Origin of the sequence: Jiella sp. M17.18, assembly GCF_041027365.1 — a bacterium.
Lineage (GTDB): Bacteria > Pseudomonadota > Alphaproteobacteria > Rhizobiales > Rhizobiaceae > VKMB-3413.
In genome coordinates, this window is sequence record NZ_JBFTEH010000002.1 from 444,360 (window position 1) to 463,181 (window position 18,822).

The 18,822-nt window shown below is 67.8% G+C and carries 15 protein-coding genes; 8 read left to right on the plus strand and 7 right to left on the minus strand.

What is annotated here, in order from left to right:
• Window positions 1–144 precede the first annotated feature (144 nt).
• Window positions 145–1,824 carry a peptidoglycan D,D-transpeptidase FtsI family protein gene (locus tag AB5S17_RS05560; RefSeq protein WP_369236992.1) on the minus strand — a complete coding sequence of 560 codons (1,680 nt, stop codon included), beginning with the start codon at window positions 1,822–1,824 and terminating at the stop codon, window positions 145–147.
• 73 nt (window positions 1,825–1,897) lie between these two features.
• On the opposite strand from AB5S17_RS05560, the gene AB5S17_RS05565 reads away from it, so the two are divergent.
• The gene (locus AB5S17_RS05565) at window positions 1,898–2,446 is read left to right on the plus strand and encodes a TetR/AcrR family transcriptional regulator (protein WP_369236994.1); all 549 of its coding nucleotides are present in this window, start codon (window positions 1,898–1,900) and stop codon (window positions 2,444–2,446) included.
• 203 nt (window positions 2,447–2,649) lie between these two features.
• Here AB5S17_RS05565 and glpX read toward each other — a convergent pair whose 3' ends face one another.
• The 4 genes from glpX to AB5S17_RS05585 form a co-directional block, all read right to left on the minus strand.
• Entirely contained in the window at window positions 2,650–3,627 is a 978-nt protein-coding gene (gene glpX, locus AB5S17_RS05570; RefSeq protein ID WP_369236996.1) for a class II fructose-bisphosphatase, read from the minus strand.
• 241 nt (window positions 3,628–3,868) lie between these two features.
• Complete coding sequence (locus AB5S17_RS05575; RefSeq protein ID WP_369236998.1) at window positions 3,869–5,173, minus strand: homoserine dehydrogenase; 1,305 nt, start codon at window positions 5,171–5,173, stop codon at window positions 3,869–3,871.
• 40 nt (window positions 5,174–5,213) lie between these two features.
• Window positions 5,214–6,431: an LL-diaminopimelate aminotransferase gene (locus AB5S17_RS05580; protein ID WP_369237000.1), complete on the minus strand. Its 1,218-nt coding sequence runs from the start codon at window positions 6,429–6,431 to the stop codon at window positions 5,214–5,216.
• A gap of 79 nt (window positions 6,432–6,510) precedes the next feature.
• The gene (locus AB5S17_RS05585; protein ID WP_369237002.1) at window positions 6,511–6,969 is read right to left on the minus strand and encodes a hypothetical protein; all 459 of its coding nucleotides are present in this window, start codon (window positions 6,967–6,969) and stop codon (window positions 6,511–6,513) included.
• Between the two features lie 180 nt (window positions 6,970–7,149).
• On the opposite strand from AB5S17_RS05585, the gene phaC reads away from it, so the two are divergent.
• Both phaC and AB5S17_RS05595 read left to right on the plus strand, forming a co-directional pair.
• Window positions 7,150–8,985 (plus strand): class I poly(R)-hydroxyalkanoic acid synthase, encoded by a 1,836-nt coding sequence (gene phaC / locus AB5S17_RS05590; protein ID WP_369237004.1) that lies wholly within the window; start codon window positions 7,150–7,152, stop codon window positions 8,983–8,985.
• A 344-nt stretch (window positions 8,986–9,329) separates the two neighbouring features.
• Window positions 9,330–10,625: an SH3 domain-containing protein gene (locus tag AB5S17_RS05595; RefSeq protein ID WP_369237006.1), complete on the plus strand. Its 1,296-nt coding sequence runs from the start codon at window positions 9,330–9,332 to the stop codon at window positions 10,623–10,625.
• Between the two features lie 113 nt (window positions 10,626–10,738).
• Here the strand turns inward: AB5S17_RS05595 and AB5S17_RS05600 are convergent, their stop codons facing one another.
• Both AB5S17_RS05600 and AB5S17_RS05605 read right to left on the minus strand, forming a co-directional pair.
• Entirely contained in the window at window positions 10,739–12,118 is a 1,380-nt protein-coding gene (locus tag AB5S17_RS05600; RefSeq protein WP_369237008.1) for an L-serine ammonia-lyase, read from the minus strand.
• Window positions 12,119–12,221: 103 nt separating this feature from the next.
• Window positions 12,222–13,226 carry a YihY/virulence factor BrkB family protein gene (locus AB5S17_RS05605; protein ID WP_369237010.1) on the minus strand — a complete coding sequence of 335 codons (1,005 nt, stop codon included), beginning with the start codon at window positions 13,224–13,226 and terminating at the stop codon, window positions 12,222–12,224.
• A gap of 249 nt (window positions 13,227–13,475) precedes the next feature.
• Between AB5S17_RS05605 and AB5S17_RS05610 the strand changes: the two genes are divergently transcribed.
• The 5 genes from AB5S17_RS05610 (at window position 13,476) to AB5S17_RS05630 (ending at window position 18,817) form a co-directional block, all read left to right on the plus strand.
• The gene (locus AB5S17_RS05610; protein WP_369237012.1) at window positions 13,476–14,129 is read left to right on the plus strand and encodes a helix-turn-helix transcriptional regulator; all 654 of its coding nucleotides are present in this window, start codon (window positions 13,476–13,478) and stop codon (window positions 14,127–14,129) included.
• Window positions 14,126–14,797 (plus strand): thermonuclease family protein, encoded by a 672-nt coding sequence (locus tag AB5S17_RS05615; RefSeq protein ID WP_369237014.1) that lies wholly within the window; start codon window positions 14,126–14,128, stop codon window positions 14,795–14,797. The genes AB5S17_RS05610 and AB5S17_RS05615 overlap by 4 nt, the downstream gene beginning before the upstream one ends.
• A gap of 311 nt (window positions 14,798–15,108) precedes the next feature.
• Window positions 15,109–15,744: a DedA family protein gene (locus AB5S17_RS05620; protein ID WP_369237016.1), complete on the plus strand. Its 636-nt coding sequence runs from the start codon at window positions 15,109–15,111 to the stop codon at window positions 15,742–15,744.
• A 298-nt stretch (window positions 15,745–16,042) separates the two neighbouring features.
• A complete protein-coding gene (locus tag AB5S17_RS05625) occupies window positions 16,043–17,398 on the plus strand; it encodes an extracellular solute-binding protein (RefSeq protein WP_369237018.1) in 1,356 nt (451 codons plus the stop codon).
• A gap of 12 nt (window positions 17,399–17,410) precedes the next feature.
• Entirely contained in the window at window positions 17,411–18,817 is a 1,407-nt protein-coding gene (locus tag AB5S17_RS05630; protein ID WP_369237020.1) for a carbohydrate ABC transporter permease, read from the plus strand.
• Window positions 18,818–18,822 lie beyond the last annotated feature (5 nt).

An 18,822-nucleotide genomic window follows, 5' to 3' on the forward strand; every position in this document is an offset into this window, starting at 1 on the left:
GGCGGCGGCGATGACCGATCACACGCGGTCATCAGCCCGATGTCGAAAAGCGAGAGCACTGACCGGGATTGCGGAGAGGAGACGGCTTGGTTTCAGCCTCGAACGTGATCAAATCGACGATGTGTCATGACCGGGGTCCTTTCCCTAATCCGCTGTCGCGGTCATCTCAAACTTCGGCATGACGCCCAGCATCGGTGCAATCCGCTTGATGACATTTCCCGCGACAGGCGCTGCAGTATAGGACGCCGTGCGCAGATAGGTTGGGACGCCCGCCTGCGGGTCATCGATGATCGTCATGACGAGATAGCGAGGGTCGTCCATTGGAAACGCGGCTGAGAAGACGTTGAAGTTATGGTGTCTGGCGTAGCGTCCGTCGATCACCTTCTCCGCTGTTCCCGTCTTTCCACCAACCCGGTACCCGGCGACATCAGCCATTCGTCCCGTGCCGGACGTTACATTTAAACGGTAGAGCTGACGCATTGATCGGCTGGTCGCTTGCGAGACGATCTCGCGTGAGGGCGGTGCGCCCTCGCTGGGCTCGCGCTTTAGGAAGGTCGGCTGCACGAGCTTTCCCCCGTTCAAGATGCCGGCGATGCCGACGGCGGTCTGGAGCGGCGTGGTGGCAAATCCATGTCCGAAGGCCGCCGTGACCGTTGTCGCGCGGCTCCAGCGTGAGGGGACCTGCGGTCTTGCCACCTCTGGCAGTTCTACATCAAGGCTAGACAGAAGACCCATCTGACGTAGGAACGCCTCGTGCTTTTCGACTCCGACATCAAGGGCTTCACGGGCAGAGCCGATGTTGGAGGAGCGCACGAAGATTTCTTGGACAGTCATCGGACGATCCTCCAGGTGCCCTTCGTCACGCACCCGCCGTCGGCCCACCATTACAGGCTGAGTCGTGTCAAATTTGGTCTGCAGGTTGGCCCCGTCCATCTGAAGTGTCATCGCGGTGGTGAAGGTCTTGATCGTCGAGCCCATCTCGGCAGTTCCGCCGCTTATACGATTGAGCCTGTCCGGTTTCCCGGCTTCAACTGGATCGTTCGGATCGAAATCCGGAAGCGAGACGAGGGCCAGAACCTCCCCAGTCTTGATGTTGAGCACGAGACCCTCTGCGGCCGTTGACGCAAATGTCTTGCGCGCCTTCGCCAGTTCATCTCGAAGGGCATATTGCACACGAAGATCAAGCGCTAAGCGGGTCGGTTCAAGCGCGTCGGCATCGGCCAGACCGGCTTTTCGCAGAGCAAGCAACCCCTGCCTGTCAATCCATCGCTCTATTCCAGAGAGTCCCCTATTGTCGACATCCGTGAAACCCAGAACATGGGCCGCAGTTCGCCCGCCTGGATAGAAGCGCTTGATCTCCGGACGGAAGCCGAGGGCCGGAATACCGGAGTCGTATAGCTCTTGCTTCTGGCGCGGCGTCAGCTTCCGTCTGATCCACACGAAGCCGGCCTTCGTGGAAAGCGATCGATAAAGCTGCGCAGGGTCAAGGTCCGGCAGGAATGCCGTCAGTCGCTCGACGGCCTCATCGACATCGACGATCTTGCGTGGTTCGGCGTAGAGCGAGAATGTTCGAAGATCCGTGGCGAGGACACGGCCGTTGCGGTCGAGAATGTCAGGACGGGATGCTGGAAGAGGAACAACGGCAATAGCTTCTTCCGCCGGTCGAGCGACCGCGAATTGGATAAGCCGAGCACCAATGGTGCAATATATCGCGGTGAAGCAGAACGCCGTAAGGATGAAGCGGGATCTGTTGCGAGGAACCTGAACGGCCGCGTATCGCTTGCCTCGCTCGCAGGCGTGGACATTGAAAGGGGTCAGGCGCATGAAGGCATCTTTCGGCAGCCGTAATTACTTCCTCCCCTATTGCAATTCTCTCGCATTAACAGGTTAATGCCGCGTGAGCGGTCACCCACAAATTCGGCCTGGCGGACGCAGCGAGCGGATTCAGCTGGCGGTCCACGCAGCCGTAAAGGCGTTGGTGGTTGAACGCTCGGGTCAATCCCCGACTGTCAGCGAAATCGCCGACAAGGCCGGCGTGACACCCTCGACCATTTATCGCCGGTGGGGATCGCTGTCGGAACTGCTGGCGCAAGTCGAGTGCGAACGCTTCCTGCCCGACCGGGAACTTCCGGACACCGGCAACCTTGCCGGCGATCTGAGCGAATGGCTCGAGCAGTTCGTCGACGACATGGCCACCGCGCTGGGACGTGATCTCTACCGCGAGCGGTTGGCAGATACCGCTTTGGCCCGGCTGACTGCCGGCTATGCTCGTTCCGATTTGGACGTTCTCGTGAAGAGGGCGGTCGCGCGGTACGAATATGCGCCGAACGCGGACCGCCTAATCGATACACTTGTCGCTCCGATCGTGTATCGTCTGGTCATCCTTTCTGAAGATATTTCAAAGCCGTACAGAGACGAGTTGGTGCGACTGGCCCTGGGTCCCTAGCGCTGACCTCGCAACGTGACGAGTGCAAACTTCAGCCGGTTCCAGCGACCAGCACCGATGAACGAAGCGAAGGGTGGGAGCGAAATCACCCACGGTGGCGCTTTAAGCTGAAAACCTTGAAGTGGCGGCCATATGACCGGCAGTTCCAATCGAGTCCTGCCGCTCTGTCCGACGGCATTTTCTCCAGTCTGCCGGCCTGTCCCCTACCCCGGCTCGTGGTGGTGCGCCCGCACCTCGCGGATGGTGCGGGAATAGGAGCGCATCACCAGCGTGTGGGTGGTGATGCGGTCCTTGTAGAAGCGCACGCCGTCGAGGAGGTTGCCGTCGGTGACGCCGGTCGCGGCGAACATGACGTTGCCCGACGCCATCTCCTCGGCGGTGTAGATGCGATAGGGATCGACGACGCCCATGCGCTCGGCCCGCGCCCGCTTCTCGTTGGTGTTCAGCTGCAGCCGGCCCTGCATCTGGCCGCCGGTGCAGCGTAGCGCGGCGGCCGCGAGCACGCCCTCGGGCGCGCCGCCGATGCCCATATAGATGTCGATGCCGGTCTCTTCGGGGTCGGTCGTGTGGATGACGCCGGCGACGTCGCCGTCGCCGATCAGCCGGATCGCGGCGCCGGCGCTGCGCACCGCCTCGATCAGGCGGGCATGCCGCGGACGATCGAGAATGCAGGCCGTGATCGCCGCCACCGGCACGCCCTTGGCGTCGGCGAGCGAGCGCAGATTGTCCTCCGCCGACCACTGCAGATTGACGGTGCCGGGCGGATAGCCCGGGCCGATGGCGATCTTCTCCATGTAGACATCGGGCGCGTTGAGCAGGCTGCCGCGCTCGGCCATCGCGACGACGGCCAGCGAATTCGGCAGGCTCTTCGCGCAGACCGTCGTGCCCTCCAGCGGATCGAGCGCGATGTCCACCTGGGGTCCGCCGCCCTTGCCGACCCGCTCGCCGATGTAGAGCATCGGCGCCTCGTCGCGCTCGCCCTCGCCGATGACGATGACGCCGTCGATGGATAGCCCGTTCAGCGCCGAGCGCATCGCGTCGACGGCCGCCTGGTCGGCGGCCTTCTCGTCGCCGCGGCCGCGCAGCCGCGCCGCGGCGATCGCCGCCTGCTCGGTCACCCGGGCCAGTTCGAGCGTCAGCACCCGATCCAGCGTTCCGCCCTCCGCCGTCGTCTCGCTCATAGCCTTCCCTCACCCAGCCGGCCGCGCCGTATCGTGGCCGCGCGAATCTGCGCGTCATATGGCCGGCGGGCGTGAACCCACGATGTCGCGCGCCCGTCCGGCCAGAGGACAACCTCGGCACGCTTTGGACCCCCGCGGGCGTCCTGTCCAGACGGCTGCGGTGCCGTCCGCCGGGCCTCGCGGCGCACGGTGGAGCACCCTGGCTTCGCCGCCGGCCGCAAGCGCACCGACGCCGGACAGGTCAGTCCAGCGCCTCGATCCGGATCATCCGCGGCTCGTCCTTCAGGTGCCCGTCCTTGGAAACGAGGTCCAGCGCCTTGCGCACCGCCGATTCGGAGGTCTCGTGGGTGACGAGGATCACCGGCGCCGTGCCGGCGTTGTCGCCGTTGCCGCGCTTCCTCTGGACGATCGATTCCAGCGAGATCTGGTTCTCCGCCATGCGCCGCGCGATCGAGGCGAAGGCGCCGACGCGGTCGAAGACCGAGAGGCGGATGTAGTAGCCGCCCTCATGGGCGCGCATGCGGGCCCGCTTGTAGGGCACGAGCTTGGCCGGCGGCAGGCCGAGCGTCGGCGGCAGCACGCCGCCGGCAACGTCCATGATGTCGGAGAGGACGGCGGATGCTGTGGCATCGCCCCCGGCACCGGGGCCGGCGAGCAGGATCGAGCCGAGGAGATCGCTGTCGACCGCGACCGCGTTGGTCACGCCGTCGACCTGCGCCAGCGCCGAACTCGCCGGAATCATCGCGGGATGGACGCGCTGCTCGATGCCGGTCTCGGTGCGCTGCGCGACGGCGAGGAGCTTGATCCGGTAGCCGAGTTCCGCGGCCGCTTGGATGTCCTCGTTGGTGATCTTCGAAATGCCCTCGATGAAGATCGAGCCGAGATCGATCTCGCAGCCGAAGGCGAGCGCGGTCAGGATCGCCAGCTTGTGCGCCGCGTCGAAGCCGCCGATGTCGAAGGTCGGGTCGGCCTCGGCATAGCCGAGGCGCTGGGCGTCCTTCAGGCAGGCGTCGAAAGCGATCCCCTCCTTCTCCATGCGGGTCAGCATGTAGTTGCAGGTGCCGTTGAGGATGCCGTAGACGCGCGCGACGTCGTTGCCGGACAGCGCCTCGCGCATCGTCTTGATGATCGGGATGCCGCCGGCGACCGCCGCCTCGAACAGGATCTCGGTGTTCTTCTTCGCAGCCAGCCTGGCGAGCGCGACACCGTGATGGGCGAGCAGCGCCTTGTTGGCAGTCACGACCGGGATGCCGCGCTTCAGCGCCGCCTCGACGGCCTCGCGCGCGGCGCCCTCCGACCCGCCGATGAGCTCGACGAAGACGTCGATCTCGGCGCGCTTGGCGAGGTCCACCGGATCGGCGAACCACTCCGCCTGCGACAGGTCGAAGCCGCGGTCGCGGCCGCGGTCGCGCGCACAGACCGCCGCGATCCGGATCGGCCGGCCGACGCGCGTCGCCAGTGTCTCCGCCTTCGTCTCGATCAGTCGGCCGAGGCTCGCACCGACCGTTCCGAGCCCGGCGAGGCCGAGCCGCAATGCGCTGTTCATGGGTCTATCTATCGTCTCGCGCGAGGATCCGCGCGGTCGCCTACGACCGCGCCCTGAGGGAGACGACCTTCTGCCCGTCTTCGGCGCCGCTGGCAAGGAAGCGGCGGATGTTGCGCGCCGCCTGGCGGATGCGGTGCTCGTTCTCGACCAGCGCGATGCGGACATGGTCGTCGCCATGCTCGCCGAAGCCGATGCCCGGCGCGACGGCGACATCCGCCTCTTCGATCAGGAGCTTGGAGAATTCCAGCGAGCCGAGATGGCGGTACTGCGCCGGGATCGGAGCCCAGGCGAACATGGTCGAGGACGGCGGCGGCACCTGCCAGCCGGCGCGCGCGAACGTCTCGACGAGGACGTCGCGGCGGCGACGATAGATCGTGCGCACCTCCTCGACCGCCGCATCGCCGGCGTTCAGCGCCGCCGTCGCCGCAACCTGGATCGGCGTGAAGGCGCCGTAGTCGAGATAGGACTTCACCCGGGCCAGCGCGGCGAGCAGCCGCTCGTTGCCGACCGCAAAGCCCATCCGCCAGCCGGGCATGGAGAAGGTCTTCGACATCGAGGTGAACTCGACGGCGACGTCCATGGCGCCTTCGACCTGCAGGATCGAGGGCGGCGGCGCGCCGTCGAAGAAGATCTCGGCATAGGCGAGGTCGGAGAGGAGGATGATCTCGTGGCGGCGCGCGAAGGCGACCATCTCGCGGTAGAAGTCGAGATCGGCCTCGTAGGCCGTCGGGTTCGACGGATAGTTCAGGATGATGGCGATCGGCTTCGGGATCGAGTGGCGCACCGCCTTGTCGATCGCCCGCATGAAGTCGTCGTCGGGCTTGGCCGGGATCGCGCGGATCGTGCCGCCGGCCATCAGGAAGCCGAAGGCGTGGATCGGATAGGTCGGGTTCGGGCACAGCACCACGTCGCCCGGCGCGGTGATCGCCTGCGCCATGTTGGCGAAGCCTTCCTTCGAGCCGAGCGTCGCGACCACCTGCTTGTTCGGGTCGAGCTTCACGCCGAAGCGGCGCTCGTAATAGCCGGCCTGGGCGCGGCGCAGCCCCGCAATGCCCTTGGAAGCGGAGTAGCGGTGGGTGCGCGGGTCGCGGATGACCTCGCACAGCTTGTCGACGATGAATTTCGGCGTCGGCAGGTCCGGATTGCCCATGCCGAGGTCAATGATGTCGGCGCCGCCGGCCCGGGCTTGCGCCTTGAGGCGATTGACCTCCTCGAAGACGTAAGGGGGCAACCTGCGGACTTTGTGAAATTCTTCCATCGTCTTGTCCTGCGGCACCGAGGCCGGCGAAGAATGGAGCGGGAGCTGACAGGCGCCGCGCGAAAGCGCGACGATAGCCTCAGTGGCTGGATTCGATCTGGCGGAGCACGGCGTCCGGACTGGTCGGCGCCTTGGCGGCGGCACCGGCCTGCGGGTTCGGCCGCTTCTTCACGGCGGCGGCGAGGGCGCGGGCCTGCGTCTCGCGCACCCGCGTCAGCCGCGCGACCTCCGCCCGATACTGCCGGTCGGTTGCGCCCGGCCGGCTGACGGAGCGACGGGCCGCGACGCTGTTCAGCCGCTGCTGCTGCGCCCTGACCTCGGCGTCGGTCAGCTGCGTCGTCGCGGCACGGGGATAGTGCCCGAGCAGCGGATAGCCGTTCTGGTCCAGCCGCTGGCCCGATCCGCCGGGCGGCGGCGGCGCGGCCCTGAGGACCGCCAGCTGCGGGTCGTCCGCGCCGGCGCCGGTCGCCTGGCACGCGGCGGCCGGCAGCACGGCGACAACGACGGCGAGCGATCGGATCAGTCTGGGCGGGAACATGCCGAGGGCCTTCTTGAATGAACGCCGTGTGTCATATCCTACACCTGCGGCATTTACAAAAGCCAATGCGTCCGTTTCTGCTTCGATCGTGCGGCGGGTGCAACGACAAGAGTTGGCCGAGGGATCTCCGGGACAGGCTGGGAACCAGCGCCCGTCGCCCGGCCGGAAGGGAGGACGACGATGGCGGCCGAGGAGACCAAAGCGGGCGACGGCGCGGCACCGGCCGGCGGCGAGGACTATGTCGTCAAGGATCCCGAGGCCTTCGCTCTCAACATGGCCCGGATGCTCGAGCAGATCGGCAAGGCCGCCGCCGCCTGGGTCGAGCCGCGCGAGAAGGGCGAGCCGATCGATTCCGGACCGATCCCGATGACCGAGCTCGTGCAGACGCTGTCGCGCGTCTCCGAATACTGGCTGACCGACCCGGCCCGGGCGATCGAGGCGCAGACCAGCCTGTTTTCCGGCTATCTCGCGGTGTGGAACAATTCGATCCGCAAGCTCGCCGGGGAAGGCCCGGCGGCGCCGATCGAGCCGGAGCGGGGCGACAAGCGCTTTGCCGATGCGGGCTGGGACAAGAACCTCTTCTTCGACTTCGTCAAGCAGACCTATCTGCTGACGTCGAAATGGGCCGACGATCTCGTCACCCGCACCGAGGGGCTGGACGAGCACACCCGGCACAAGGCGGCCTTCTACGTCAAGCAGCTGTCCAACGCGCTCGCGCCGTCGAACTTCGTCATGACCAATCCGGAACTCTACCGCGAGACGCTCGCCTCGAACGGCGAGAACCTGGTGCGCGGCATGAAGATGTTCGCGGAAGACATGGCGGCCGGCCGCGGCACGCTGCGCCTGCGGCAGGCGGACTACACGAAGTACGAGGTCGGCCGGGACATGGCGGTCTCGCCGGGCAAGGTCGTCGCCGAAAACGACGTCTGCCAGATCATCCAGTACGCGCCGCAGACGGAGACGGTGTTCCGGCGGCCGCTGATGATCGTGCCGCCCTGGATCAACAAGTTCTACATCCTCGACCTCAATCCGGAGAAGTCCTTCATCAAGTGGCTCGTCGAGGCCGGCCACACGGTCTTCGTGGTGTCCTGGGTCAATCCGGACGAACGCCAGGCGCGAAAGGACTGGAAGGACTATATCGAAGAAGGCATCGTCTTCGGCCTCGACAGGGTCAAGGCGGCGACCGGCGAGGACGTCGTCAACACGATCGGCTACTGCGTCGGCGGAACGCTGCTCGGGGCCTCGCTCGCCTATCTCAAGGCGAGAGGCGACGAGCGCATCGGTTCGGCGACCTTCCTCACCGCCCAGATCGATTTCACCCATGCCGGCGACCTGAAGGTCTTCGTCGACGAGAACCAGATCCGCGCGATGGAACAGTCGATGGCGGCGAAGGGCTATCTCGACGGCTCGCAGATGGCGATGGCCTTCAACCTCCTGCGCTCCGGCGACCTGATCTGGCCCTACTTCGTCAACAACTACCTGAAGGGCAAGGAGCCGCTGCCCTTCGACCTGCTCTACTGGAACGCCGACTCGACGCGCATGCCGATGGCGAACCACCTCTTCTATCTGCGCAACTGCTATCTGGAGAACCGCCTGTCGCGCGGGCAGATGGAGATCGGCGGGGTGAAGCTCGACCTTCGCACCGTGGACATCCCGATCTACAGCCTCGCGACCAAGGAGGACCACATCGCGCCCGCGCGCAGCGTCTTCATCGGCTGCCGCGCCTTCGGGTCGAAGGCCACCTACGTCCTCACCGGGTCCGGCCACATCGCCGGCGTCGTCAATCCGCCGGCGAAGAACAAGTACCAGTACTGGACCGGCCCCTCCCCCGTGGATGTCGCGACCTTCGAGGACTGGCTGCTCGCCGCGAAGGAGACGCCGGGATCCTGGTGGCCGCACTGGCACGACTGGGCGGCGCCGCAGTCCGGCGAGCAGGTCAAGGCCCGCAAGCCGGGCGGGCGCAAGCTGAAGCCGATCGAGGACGCGCCCGGGCGCTACGTGAAGGTGAAGGCCTGACGAGTGTCGGGCCAGCGCGACCCCGCCCTGCCTCCCCCCCTGTCGCAATCGGTCGGCCGGCGCCTCCGGGGCGGCCCCGAGCCGCGGCTGCATCCCCCGAGACAACCTCTTTGGCGCCGAGGGCCAAAGCCCGTGGCGCTGATTGTCAGCCAGGCAGCGAACCCTACGCCGAGCTTGCGCACTGTGCCAAAAAGGGATGGCGACGCAGCTTTGCCATGATTAGAAGGTCGAACTTCAGCTGAAGGGTTTGGGTGGCGGCGCGGCACGAGGGGACGGCGCGTCGCCTGGAGACGGCACGGGCATGACGGCGGATCCGCCGCGCCCCGCCGGCTAGGAGACAGGGCATGACGACGGGGGATCCGTCCACGCGCCGCGACGACACTGACGGCGCGGGGCGCTTGGGCATCGACGACGCCGGACGCTTGAGCACCGAGGAAATTCGCCGCCGGCTGATCGCGCGGCACGAGGCGCATCGCCAGGCCGAGGCGGAAGCCAGCATGCGCCGGCGTCTGATGCGCTGGCAGGAGGACCGGAAGAAGCCGGTGCCGCGGCTTTTCGTCCCGCAGCAGCGGGCGGGGCGCTTCGCCGTGTTCCGGCGGCGCCCGGTGCTGTCCTATCTCGGAGCGGCGTGCGCGTCCGCCGTGCTCGTCGCCGGGTTGACGGTGTTCGTTTCCACCGGCAGCCGGGACCAGGCCACGCTCGTCGCGTCGCGCGCTGCGCCCTCGCCCACAGGGCCGGCCAAGGCCGTCGCGGCGGGCCCCGCGCGCGGGGCCGAGGCCGCTGCCCCAGCGGTCTCTAGGCCGACGCCGGCCCCCGCCGAAACCGCCGGCATCCCGGGCGACGGACGCGCTCCGTCGGCGGCTGGCTCCGCCGAGCCCGGAACCGTCGGGAGCGGGATGGGCGCGCGGCTGCGTTCTGCCGCGAACACCCTCCCGCAGGTCGCCGCGCAGCCGAAGATCGACCCCGTCGCGGCGGCTCTGGCGCTCCGCCTTCCCGTGAACCCGGAGACGACCGGCTCGCTCAAAGCCGCGCCCGCCCCTCCCGTGGACCCCGCTCCCCTTGCCGCCTCGCCGGCGCCCGCAGCGACGCTGTCCCTGCCGGCGGCCGACGGCGGCGGCGGCATCACCGTTCCCGCCGCCGTGCTGGCCCGGCCGGCGCTGCCTCCGGTCGCGGCGGCCCCGGCCGAAGCGCCGGTCGGCAGCCTGGCGGCGTCCACGGTCCCGGCCATCCAGCCACCGCTGGCGGCGGCGCAGGTCGTCGTGCCGGGTGTCCCGGCGGCTGTCCTGTCTCCCGCCGCAGCGCCCGACATCATCGAAGTCTCGCCGCCGCGCAGCGCCTCCGTTTCCGGCAACGCGGCCGCCCCGGCGCAGGCAGAGGCCGCACAAGCGCCCTCCGCATCCGCCCAGGCAACTCCGGACGCGCCAACCGCCGTCGCAGCCGCCGCACCGGCGCGCACGGGGGTGATCACGGCCACGGTCCACATGCGCAAGGGCCCGGACAACTCGTCCGACGTCGTGGCGATCCTGCCGAAGGGCGGCACGGTCGCCGTCATCTCCTGCACCGACTGGTGCGAGGTGGAGAGCGACGGCAAGCGCGGTTTCGTCTTCAACAAGTTCGTCGACGAACGCGCCAAGAGCTGAGGCGGGAAGGCGCGCCCGGCCGCTCACCGGCGGCCCGCGGCTCGAGCAAGGCGAGCCTGCCGCTGCGCAGCGGGTGTGCGGCGGATGCCCCCGGCATCCCTCGCCGGCCGGTATCAGCAGAGCGTGACGTTCGCGGCGAGCCCGCCAAGGGCGGTCTCCTTGTATTTCTCGCTCATGTCCTCGCCGGTCTGGCGCATCGTCTCGATGACGTTGTCGAGCGAGACGAAATGCGTGCCGTCTCCCTTCAGCGCCAGGCGTGCGGCGTTGATCGCCTTCACCGCGCCCATGGTGTTGCGCTCGATGCAGGGGATCTGGACGAGGCCGCCGATCGGATCGCAGGTGAGGCCGAGATTGTGCTCCATGGCGATCTCGGCAGCGTTCTCGACCTGGCGCGGCTTACCGCCGAGGACGGCCGCGAGCCCCGCCGCCGCCATCGAGCAGGCGACGCCCACCTCGCCCTGGCAGCCCATCTCGGCGGCGGAGATCGAGGCGTTCTGCTTGTAGAGCGCGCCGATCGCCGAGGTGGTGGCGAGGAAGGTGACGACGCCGTCGTCCGAGGCGCCGTGGACGAAGCGCTCGTAATAGGCGAGCACGGCCGGGATGACGCCGGCCGCGCCGTTGGTCGGCGCGGTGACGACCCGGCCGCCGGCGGCGTTCTCCTCGTTGACGGCGAGGGCATAGAGATTGACCCAGTCGAGCGTCGTCAGCGGGTCGCGCAGCGCGCTCTCGGGCCGCTTCAACAGCTCGGAGCGCAGCTGCTTGGCACGCCGTCGCACCTTCAGGCCGCCTGGCAGGATGCCGTCCATGCGGCAGCCGCGCTCGATCGAATCCAGCATCGCGTCGCGGATCGCGAGGATCTGGCTGCGCACCTCGGCGGGCGAGCGCCAGGTCTCCTCGTTGGCGAGCACCACGGCGGCGATCGACAGCTTCTCGCGGTCGCAGATCTCGAGCAGCGCGTCGGCGGACTTGAACTCGAAGGGCGCGCGGGCATTCTTCAGGACCGGCGTCCTATCGCCCGCCTCCTCGGCCGACAGGACGAAGCCGCCGCCGACCGAATAATAGTCGGCCGTGTCGATCTCAGTGCCGGCCTCGTCGAAGGCGGTGAAGCGGATGCCGTTCGGATGATGCGGCAGCCGCTCGCGCTTCAGCATCAGGAGTTCGCGGTCCATCCGGAAGGCGATGCGCCGCCCGCGGTCGAGCTGCAGTTCGCCGCGGTCGCGGATGAAGCCGTAGAGATCCTCGGCGTCGTCGGGGTCGAGCGTGTCCGGCCGAAGACCGGCGAGGCCGAGCATGATTGCCTTGTCGGTGGCATGGCCCATGCCGGTCAGCGCCAGCGAGGCATAAAGCCGCACCTCGATGCGGGCGACGGCGGCCTTGATCCCCTTCCCGTCCAGCCGGTCGAGATAGCGGCGCGCCGCCCACATCGGCCCCACCGTATGGGACGAGGACGGGCCGATCCCGATCTTGAAGAGCTCGAACAGGCTGACAGACATGCCGCACCTTTGTCGCCGCAGGAATGCGCGTCAATAGCCGTTCGGGGGCGCCGTGGGCAGTCTCTTTGCGACGTGGCGTGACGCGTTGCGGCGCCCGTGCCGGTCAGGCCGAGGCGCGCCGGCCGAGCGTGTCGGCGACGCGGGCGCCGCGGTGGCCGATCGGCTTTTCCGGCAGATCGGTCGTATCGATCGCCGTCTGATGCTCCATCTCGGCATTGATTTCGGCGCCGATGATGAAGATCAGCGAGGAGATCCAGACCCACATCATGAAGCCGACGACGGCGCCGAGCGAGCCATAGGTGGCGTTGTAGTTGGCGAAGTTCTGCAGGTACCAGGAGAAGGCGATGGAGGCGAGGAGCCAGACGACCGCCGTCAGGATCGCGCCGTAGATCACCCACTTCCAGCGCGCCCGGTTGCGGCTCGGCCCGTAGCGGTAGATCATCGCGATCGCTCCGACGATCAGCAGGAAGACCACCGGCCAGCGGCCGATGCCGATCAGCGTCTCCGTCGCGCTCCCGAGCCCGACGACCGCCATCACCGCCGGGATGACCCCCACGGCGACGATCAGCACGATGCCGATGACGATGGCGCCGAGGGTGAAGCCGAAGGCGACGATGTTGAGCTTAATGAAGCTGCGCTGCTCGCTTTCGCCATAGGCGACGTTCATCGCCTCGAACAGCGTCTTGATCCCGTTGTTGGCGCTCCACAGCGCGAACAGGAGCCCGGTGATGAAGCCGAGCGACAGCGACGCGGAGCCCTTCTGCGTCAGCGTGTCGAGTTGCGAGCGCAGAAGGTCGAGCGCCGTCGGCGGCAGGAACTGGCTGAAGAGCACGATGTGCTGGCTGATCGTCGCGGGGTCGGCGACGAGGCCGTAGAAGGAGACGAAGACGGCGACGGCCGGAAACAGCGCGAGCAGGAGATAGAAGGTCGCGCCCGCCGCGATCAGCATGACGCGGTCTTCGAAGAAGGAGTTGTAGAGCCGGTAGAGGATATCCTTCCAGCCCTTGCCCGGAATCTCCGTCGGCCCGGCCGCGTCGCGGCCGCGCCCCGGCTCGCTCGCCCGCCGCCGCGTTTCCTCGCTGGTGTTGGCCGCGAACCGTGCTTCCATGGACCGTTCCGATCGTTGCACCCACGACGCCGCGCGAGGGCCCTGCCTGAGGCCATCGTGCAATGAGGGCGCGACGTCAATGCCGCAATCCCGCCTTGGTTCCGGAATGCCGACAGGATCCCGACAGCTTCGGCCGCGGCGACGGCCACACCGTTTTCGACCCCACAAGGCCTCTGGACAAGCCGATTGCGGCGCCTTAAGGACTGGAAGGTATTTTTTCCTTCCCGAGCGTCAGAGGCGGGGTCCTCCATGTTCTCCCACGACCGGATCTGGGCGGCGATCGATGCGCTGGCGGCGCGCAATCGGCTGTCCGCTTCCGGCCTTGCCCGGCGCGCCGGGCTCGATCCCACGACCTTCAACAAGTCCAAGCGCAGCGCCGGCGACGGTCGCCCCCGCTGGCCCTCGACCGAATCGATCGCCAAGGTGATCCAGGCGACCGGAACATCGATCGAGGAGTTCACCCGGCTGATGCGGGGCGATACGCCCGAAAGCGTCGCCGCGGCGCCGCGCGCGCCGGCCCTCGCGGTTCCGCTGCTCGGATTTGCCGAGGCGGGCAGCGGCGGCTATTTCGACGATTCGGGCTTTCCGGTCGGCCAAGGCTGGGACGAGATCGCGCTCCCGGCCAATTCGGACGAGCCGATCTATGCGCTGGAGGTTTCCGGCCAGTCGATGATGCCGCTCTATCGGGACGGCGACATCGTCATCGTCGCGCCCGGAGCCGCGGTGCGGCGCGGCGACCGGGTGGTGGTGCGCACGCGCGAGGGAGAAGTGATGGCGAAGATTCTGCAGCGACGGACCGCCCGGACGATCGAGCTGGCGTCCGTCAATCCGGACTTCCCCGATCGCCAGTTCGCGCTCGACGAGATCGAGTGGATAGCGCGGATCCTCTGGGCGAGCCAGTGAGGCTGCAGGGACCCGGCGGCCAGGCGGCGATCCTTCTCGGCGTCGTCCTGCTGGCCGCGATCCTGCTCGCGCTCGCTCCGTCGAAGCAGAGCATCGAGGCCCGCAACGACGATATCGCCACGGCGGCGACGTCGGCCGACGGCGCCGCCGCGCCCGCCCACGGCACCCGATCCGCTCCGCAGCAGACCGGCGCGCGCGCGGTTGGGCCGGCGGATGTCGCCGCGCAGGGCGGTGCGCTGGAGCGGCTGCCGCCCCGCCCGCCGCTGTCGAAGCCGGCCGACCTGAAGGAGCCGGCCAAGCCCCAGCTCCTCTCCCTGCCGATCGCCGTCGACGCCGGCCATATCGCCTACCGCCAGGGCGTCATCACCCTGCCCGGGGTCGACCCGCTGCCGCTGTCGGCCGCATGCGGGTCGGGCGCAGACGCCCGCCCCTGCGGCGTCCGGTCCCGCACCGAACTCCGCCGCTTCCTGCGCGGCCGTTCGATCGAATGCGACGTTCCCTCCGACTTCGGCGAAAAGCGAAGCGCGGCGACCACCGCCTGCAGCGTCGACGGCGAGGACATCGGCGCCTGGGTCGTCGCCAACGGCTGGGCGAAGGCGGTGCCCGGCGGACCGTATGTCAAGGCCGAGGACGCGGCCAGGCAGGCGCATCTCGGGATCTGGCAGTAGCGCACGCATCGCGCCCTCCACGACCGGAACGGCCGCCGGAAGAGCCTCCCGGCCCGGAGCGGCCCGGCGCTCTTCGTTCTGTCGGCTACGGTCGCAAGTCTCGGGGTCGCTATCGAGCGAGACTTGCCCTCTCCATCGGCAATACGCGGCGCCTGTCAGAAGGTCCGCCGTGCTCCGGTGCGATGCAGACCGGCGCGCCGCGACCCAAAGAGCCAGGGAACTCTTTGTGAGGCGTCGGCTTTCGGATAGGAACGTTCCGCTGCGGGCGAACGGTCATCGAGGACTCGCAAGGGAGGCATCGGAGGCAGATCATGGCAGACAGCGGCTTTCTCGCCGGCACCATCATCGCCGTGCTCCAGGCGACCGGCTATGCCGGCCTGATCGGGCTGATGGCGCTGGAGTCGGCCTGCATCCCGCTGCCGTCGGAGATCATCCTGCCCTTTGCCGGCTATCTCGCCTCGAAGGGTGACATGAATGTCTTCCTGATCGCGACGCTCGGGGCCCTCGGCTGCAATCTCGGCTCCCTCGTCGCCTACTGGGTGGGGCGCTGGGGCGGGCGCACCGCGATCCTGCGCTGGGGCAAGTACGTCCTCCTGACCAGGCACGATCTCGACGTCGCCGACAGCTTCTTCTCCCGCTTCGGCGGCCCGGCGGTGCTGATCGGGCGGATGTTGCCGGTGGTGCGGACCTTCATCGCCCTGCCCGCCGGCATCTCGCACATGCCGCAGGGACGATTCCACATCTACACCTATGTCGGCTCCTGGCCGTGGTGCCTGATGCTCGGCTATGTCGGCTACATCCTCGGCAAGGACTGGAGCGACAGCGGTACCCTGAGCTCCGTCTTCCACTATCTCGACTACGCCATCATCGCCCTCGTCGTCGTCTTCATCGCCCGTTTCGTCTGGGCGCGCTGGAACCGGCGGCCCGAGGAGCAGCCGCGATCCTGACGGCAGGAACGCGGCGGCGCAGGGATTCGCCTGGAGCATCGGAGGCCGAGGGCGGCAGCGCATGCAACCGGTGCGCTGCAAGGCGACTGCGTATGCCATGAGGCGCAACCGGTTGAGGCCTCCCAAGCCCCCGCGGAGCCTCACGCGCCGACGCTGCTTCCGAAGCCCTCCGCCCGGCAGCCCGGACCGGCGGCAGAAATGATCGGGAGCGTTATCAGCCTGTCATCGGAACCCCTTAATCGGAGCCCGTTGCACGCGCGTGCAACGACGTGGCGAACCGATCCTGAAGGGGCGATCGATGACACCGACGAAGATCCTATCCTGCATCGCACTCGCAGCCGGCCTGCTGTCGGCGACGATCCTGTCCGCCCAGGCGGAAGACCATACCGTCACGGTGTGGGCCGGCGGCACCGACGAGAGCTCCCACTATCGCGTCGACGCGATCAAGCTGGCGGCCGGGTTCCTGGAGCGCCAGGCCAAGCTCCGCGGCGAGGACCTGCACATCACGGTCCAGGGCAAGACGTGGAGCACCTGGGACGACTTCAAGCAGGCGGTAACGCTGGCGGCGGAATCGCACACGGCGCCGAACATCATCGTCTCCGGCCACGAGGACATCGGCCCCTGGTCGCAGGCCGGGATTCTGCGCCCGATCGAGGATTATGTCGACTTCGACGCCTGGCCGCTCGACCAGATCTACAAGAACCTCGTCAAGGTCGCGAGCTTCGACGGCCAGATCTGGGGCATCCCGCAGGACGCCGAGGCGCGGGTGTTCTTCTTCTCCAAGCCGCATCTCAAGGCCATCGGCTACAGCGACGACCAGATCGCGGCGCTGCCCGAGCGGGTGCGCAAGGGCGACTACACGCTCTACGACATGCTGCACGACGTGAAGAAGATGCAGGACGAGGGCGTCGTGGAGAAGGGCAAGGGCTTCGCCCCGCGCGTCTCCAACGGGCCCGACTACTGGCAGTTCTACCAGAGCTTCGGCGGCGAGATGGTCGACCGGAAGACCGGCAAGCTGGTCTTCGACCGAAAGGCGCTCACCGGCATGTACCAGTTCTTCGCCGATGCGGTGAAGATGGGCGTCGTGCCGGCGACCTATCTCGGCACCGAATGGGACACCTGGCACCGCGGCGTCGCCGCGGACAAGTTCGGCGCCTGGGATGGCGGGACATGGCACTATGCCCAGTGGACCAAGCAGTTCGGCATGAAGGACTTCTTCGGCAAGGTGCAGTTCTCGCTGATCCCGGCCGGCAACAAGAACGGCCGCGCCAATTCGATCACCCATCCGCTGGTCTATCTCCTGTCGACCACCGGCAGCGACGAGGATGCGGCCCTGTCGGCGGAGCTGATCACCATCGCGTCGGATCCCCGGATCAACGCGCTCCACGCGATCTCCTCCGGCCATCTCGCCATCGGCTCGGACGAGGCCAAGCTGCCCTTCTACGCCAACGACCGCTGGACCTCGGAGACGACGAAGCAGCTCCTCCCCTACACCAACGCCATCCCCAACGACGCGCGGTTCGGCGTCTACTGGAGCGCCATGTACAAGGGCCTGGAAGCGGCCTGGACCGGCTCCTCCTCGGTCGAAGACGCGGTGAAGGCCGCCGAGACCGAGGTGAAGTCGGCGCTCGGCGACCACATCATCATCCGCTGAGGCAGAGCGCCCGTGGCCGAGACCACCGCCGCCCTGCGCGCCCTCCGGCCGGACACCGCCTCGCGTCCGGCCGGAGGCACCCGCGCGCTCGAAGAGCCGGAAGCCACGCCGCGCCGGCGCACCAGCCGGCTGGGGCTCCTGATGCTCGCGCCGACGCTGCTCCTTCTCGGCGTCTTCTTCCTGGTCCCCGCCGTGCTGACGGGGATCTTCGCCTTCACCACCATGTCGAGCGCCACCGGCATCAGCGGCGGCGCCTATGTCTTCACCGCCAACCGCCTCGACGCGCTGGCAGGTTCCGGCGTGCCGCCGGAGACGATCACCGAACTGCGCACCGAACGGGCCGTGGTGGATGCCGCCGGCCTCGCAGCAGCTGCAAAGGCCGGCGTCGACGAGCGCTTCCTCGCCGACATCAAGGCCACGCTTCTCGGCCAGAGCTTTGCCGGTCCGCGCGACTTCAAGCGCGCGCTGCAGGCGCTCCCGAACCATCCGCGGCGCATCTTCGAGCTGAAGCAGGCGATGGAGCCGTTCAGCCACGCCATCCTCAACACCCGCTTCGCAACCCGGGACCAGGCGGCCGCGGCCATCCGGAGCGTAGCGCCGGACATCGAACCCGCGGTTCTCGATCGGCTCCTGTCCGCCAGCTATACCGGCTGGGTGTGGACGAGCGAGAATTTCGTCCGCCTGCTGACCCAGCCGCAGACGTTGCGGCTCTGCCTCAACACGGTGTTCTACGTCGCGGTCACGCTCGGCTTCAGCGTGGCGATCAGCCTGTTCCTGGCGCTCGCGACCTTCTACCTGCCGCGCCGCACCGCCACCGCCTTCAGCGCGCTCTGGCTGCTGCCGAAGATCACGCCGGTGGTGCTCTACGCGATCCTGTGGAAGTGGTTCACCTGGGAAGGCGGCTTTCTGCCGATCCTCGCCGGACATCTGGGCCTGCCCGCCTTCAACTACATGAAGGGCTCGGTACCGACCGCCTGGACGATCGTGATCATGGTGAACGGCTTCGTGGGTGCCTCGATCGGGATGATCCTCCTGACCTCCGCCCTGCGGGCGATCCCGGTCCAGCAGCTGTGGGCGAGCGAGGTCGACGGAGCCAGCCGCTGGCAGCAGGTGCGCCGGATCATCCTGCCGCAACTCAAATGGCCGATCCTGTTCTTCACGATCTACCAGGCGATGTCGCTGATGTCGTCCTACGAGCAGATCTGGCTGACCACCGACGGCGGTCCCGGCAACACCACCGATGTCTGGGCGCTGGAAGCCTTCCGGGTGGCGCTGTTCGATTATACCGGCAACCTCCGCTACGGCCTCGGCGCCGCCATGGCGCTGATCCTCGTGGCGGTCGGCCTGATCGTCTCGCTGCTGCTTTTGCGCCTGTTCAACTTTTCCGACCTCGTCGAGCAGCCGAGGATCGAAACTTGAGAGCC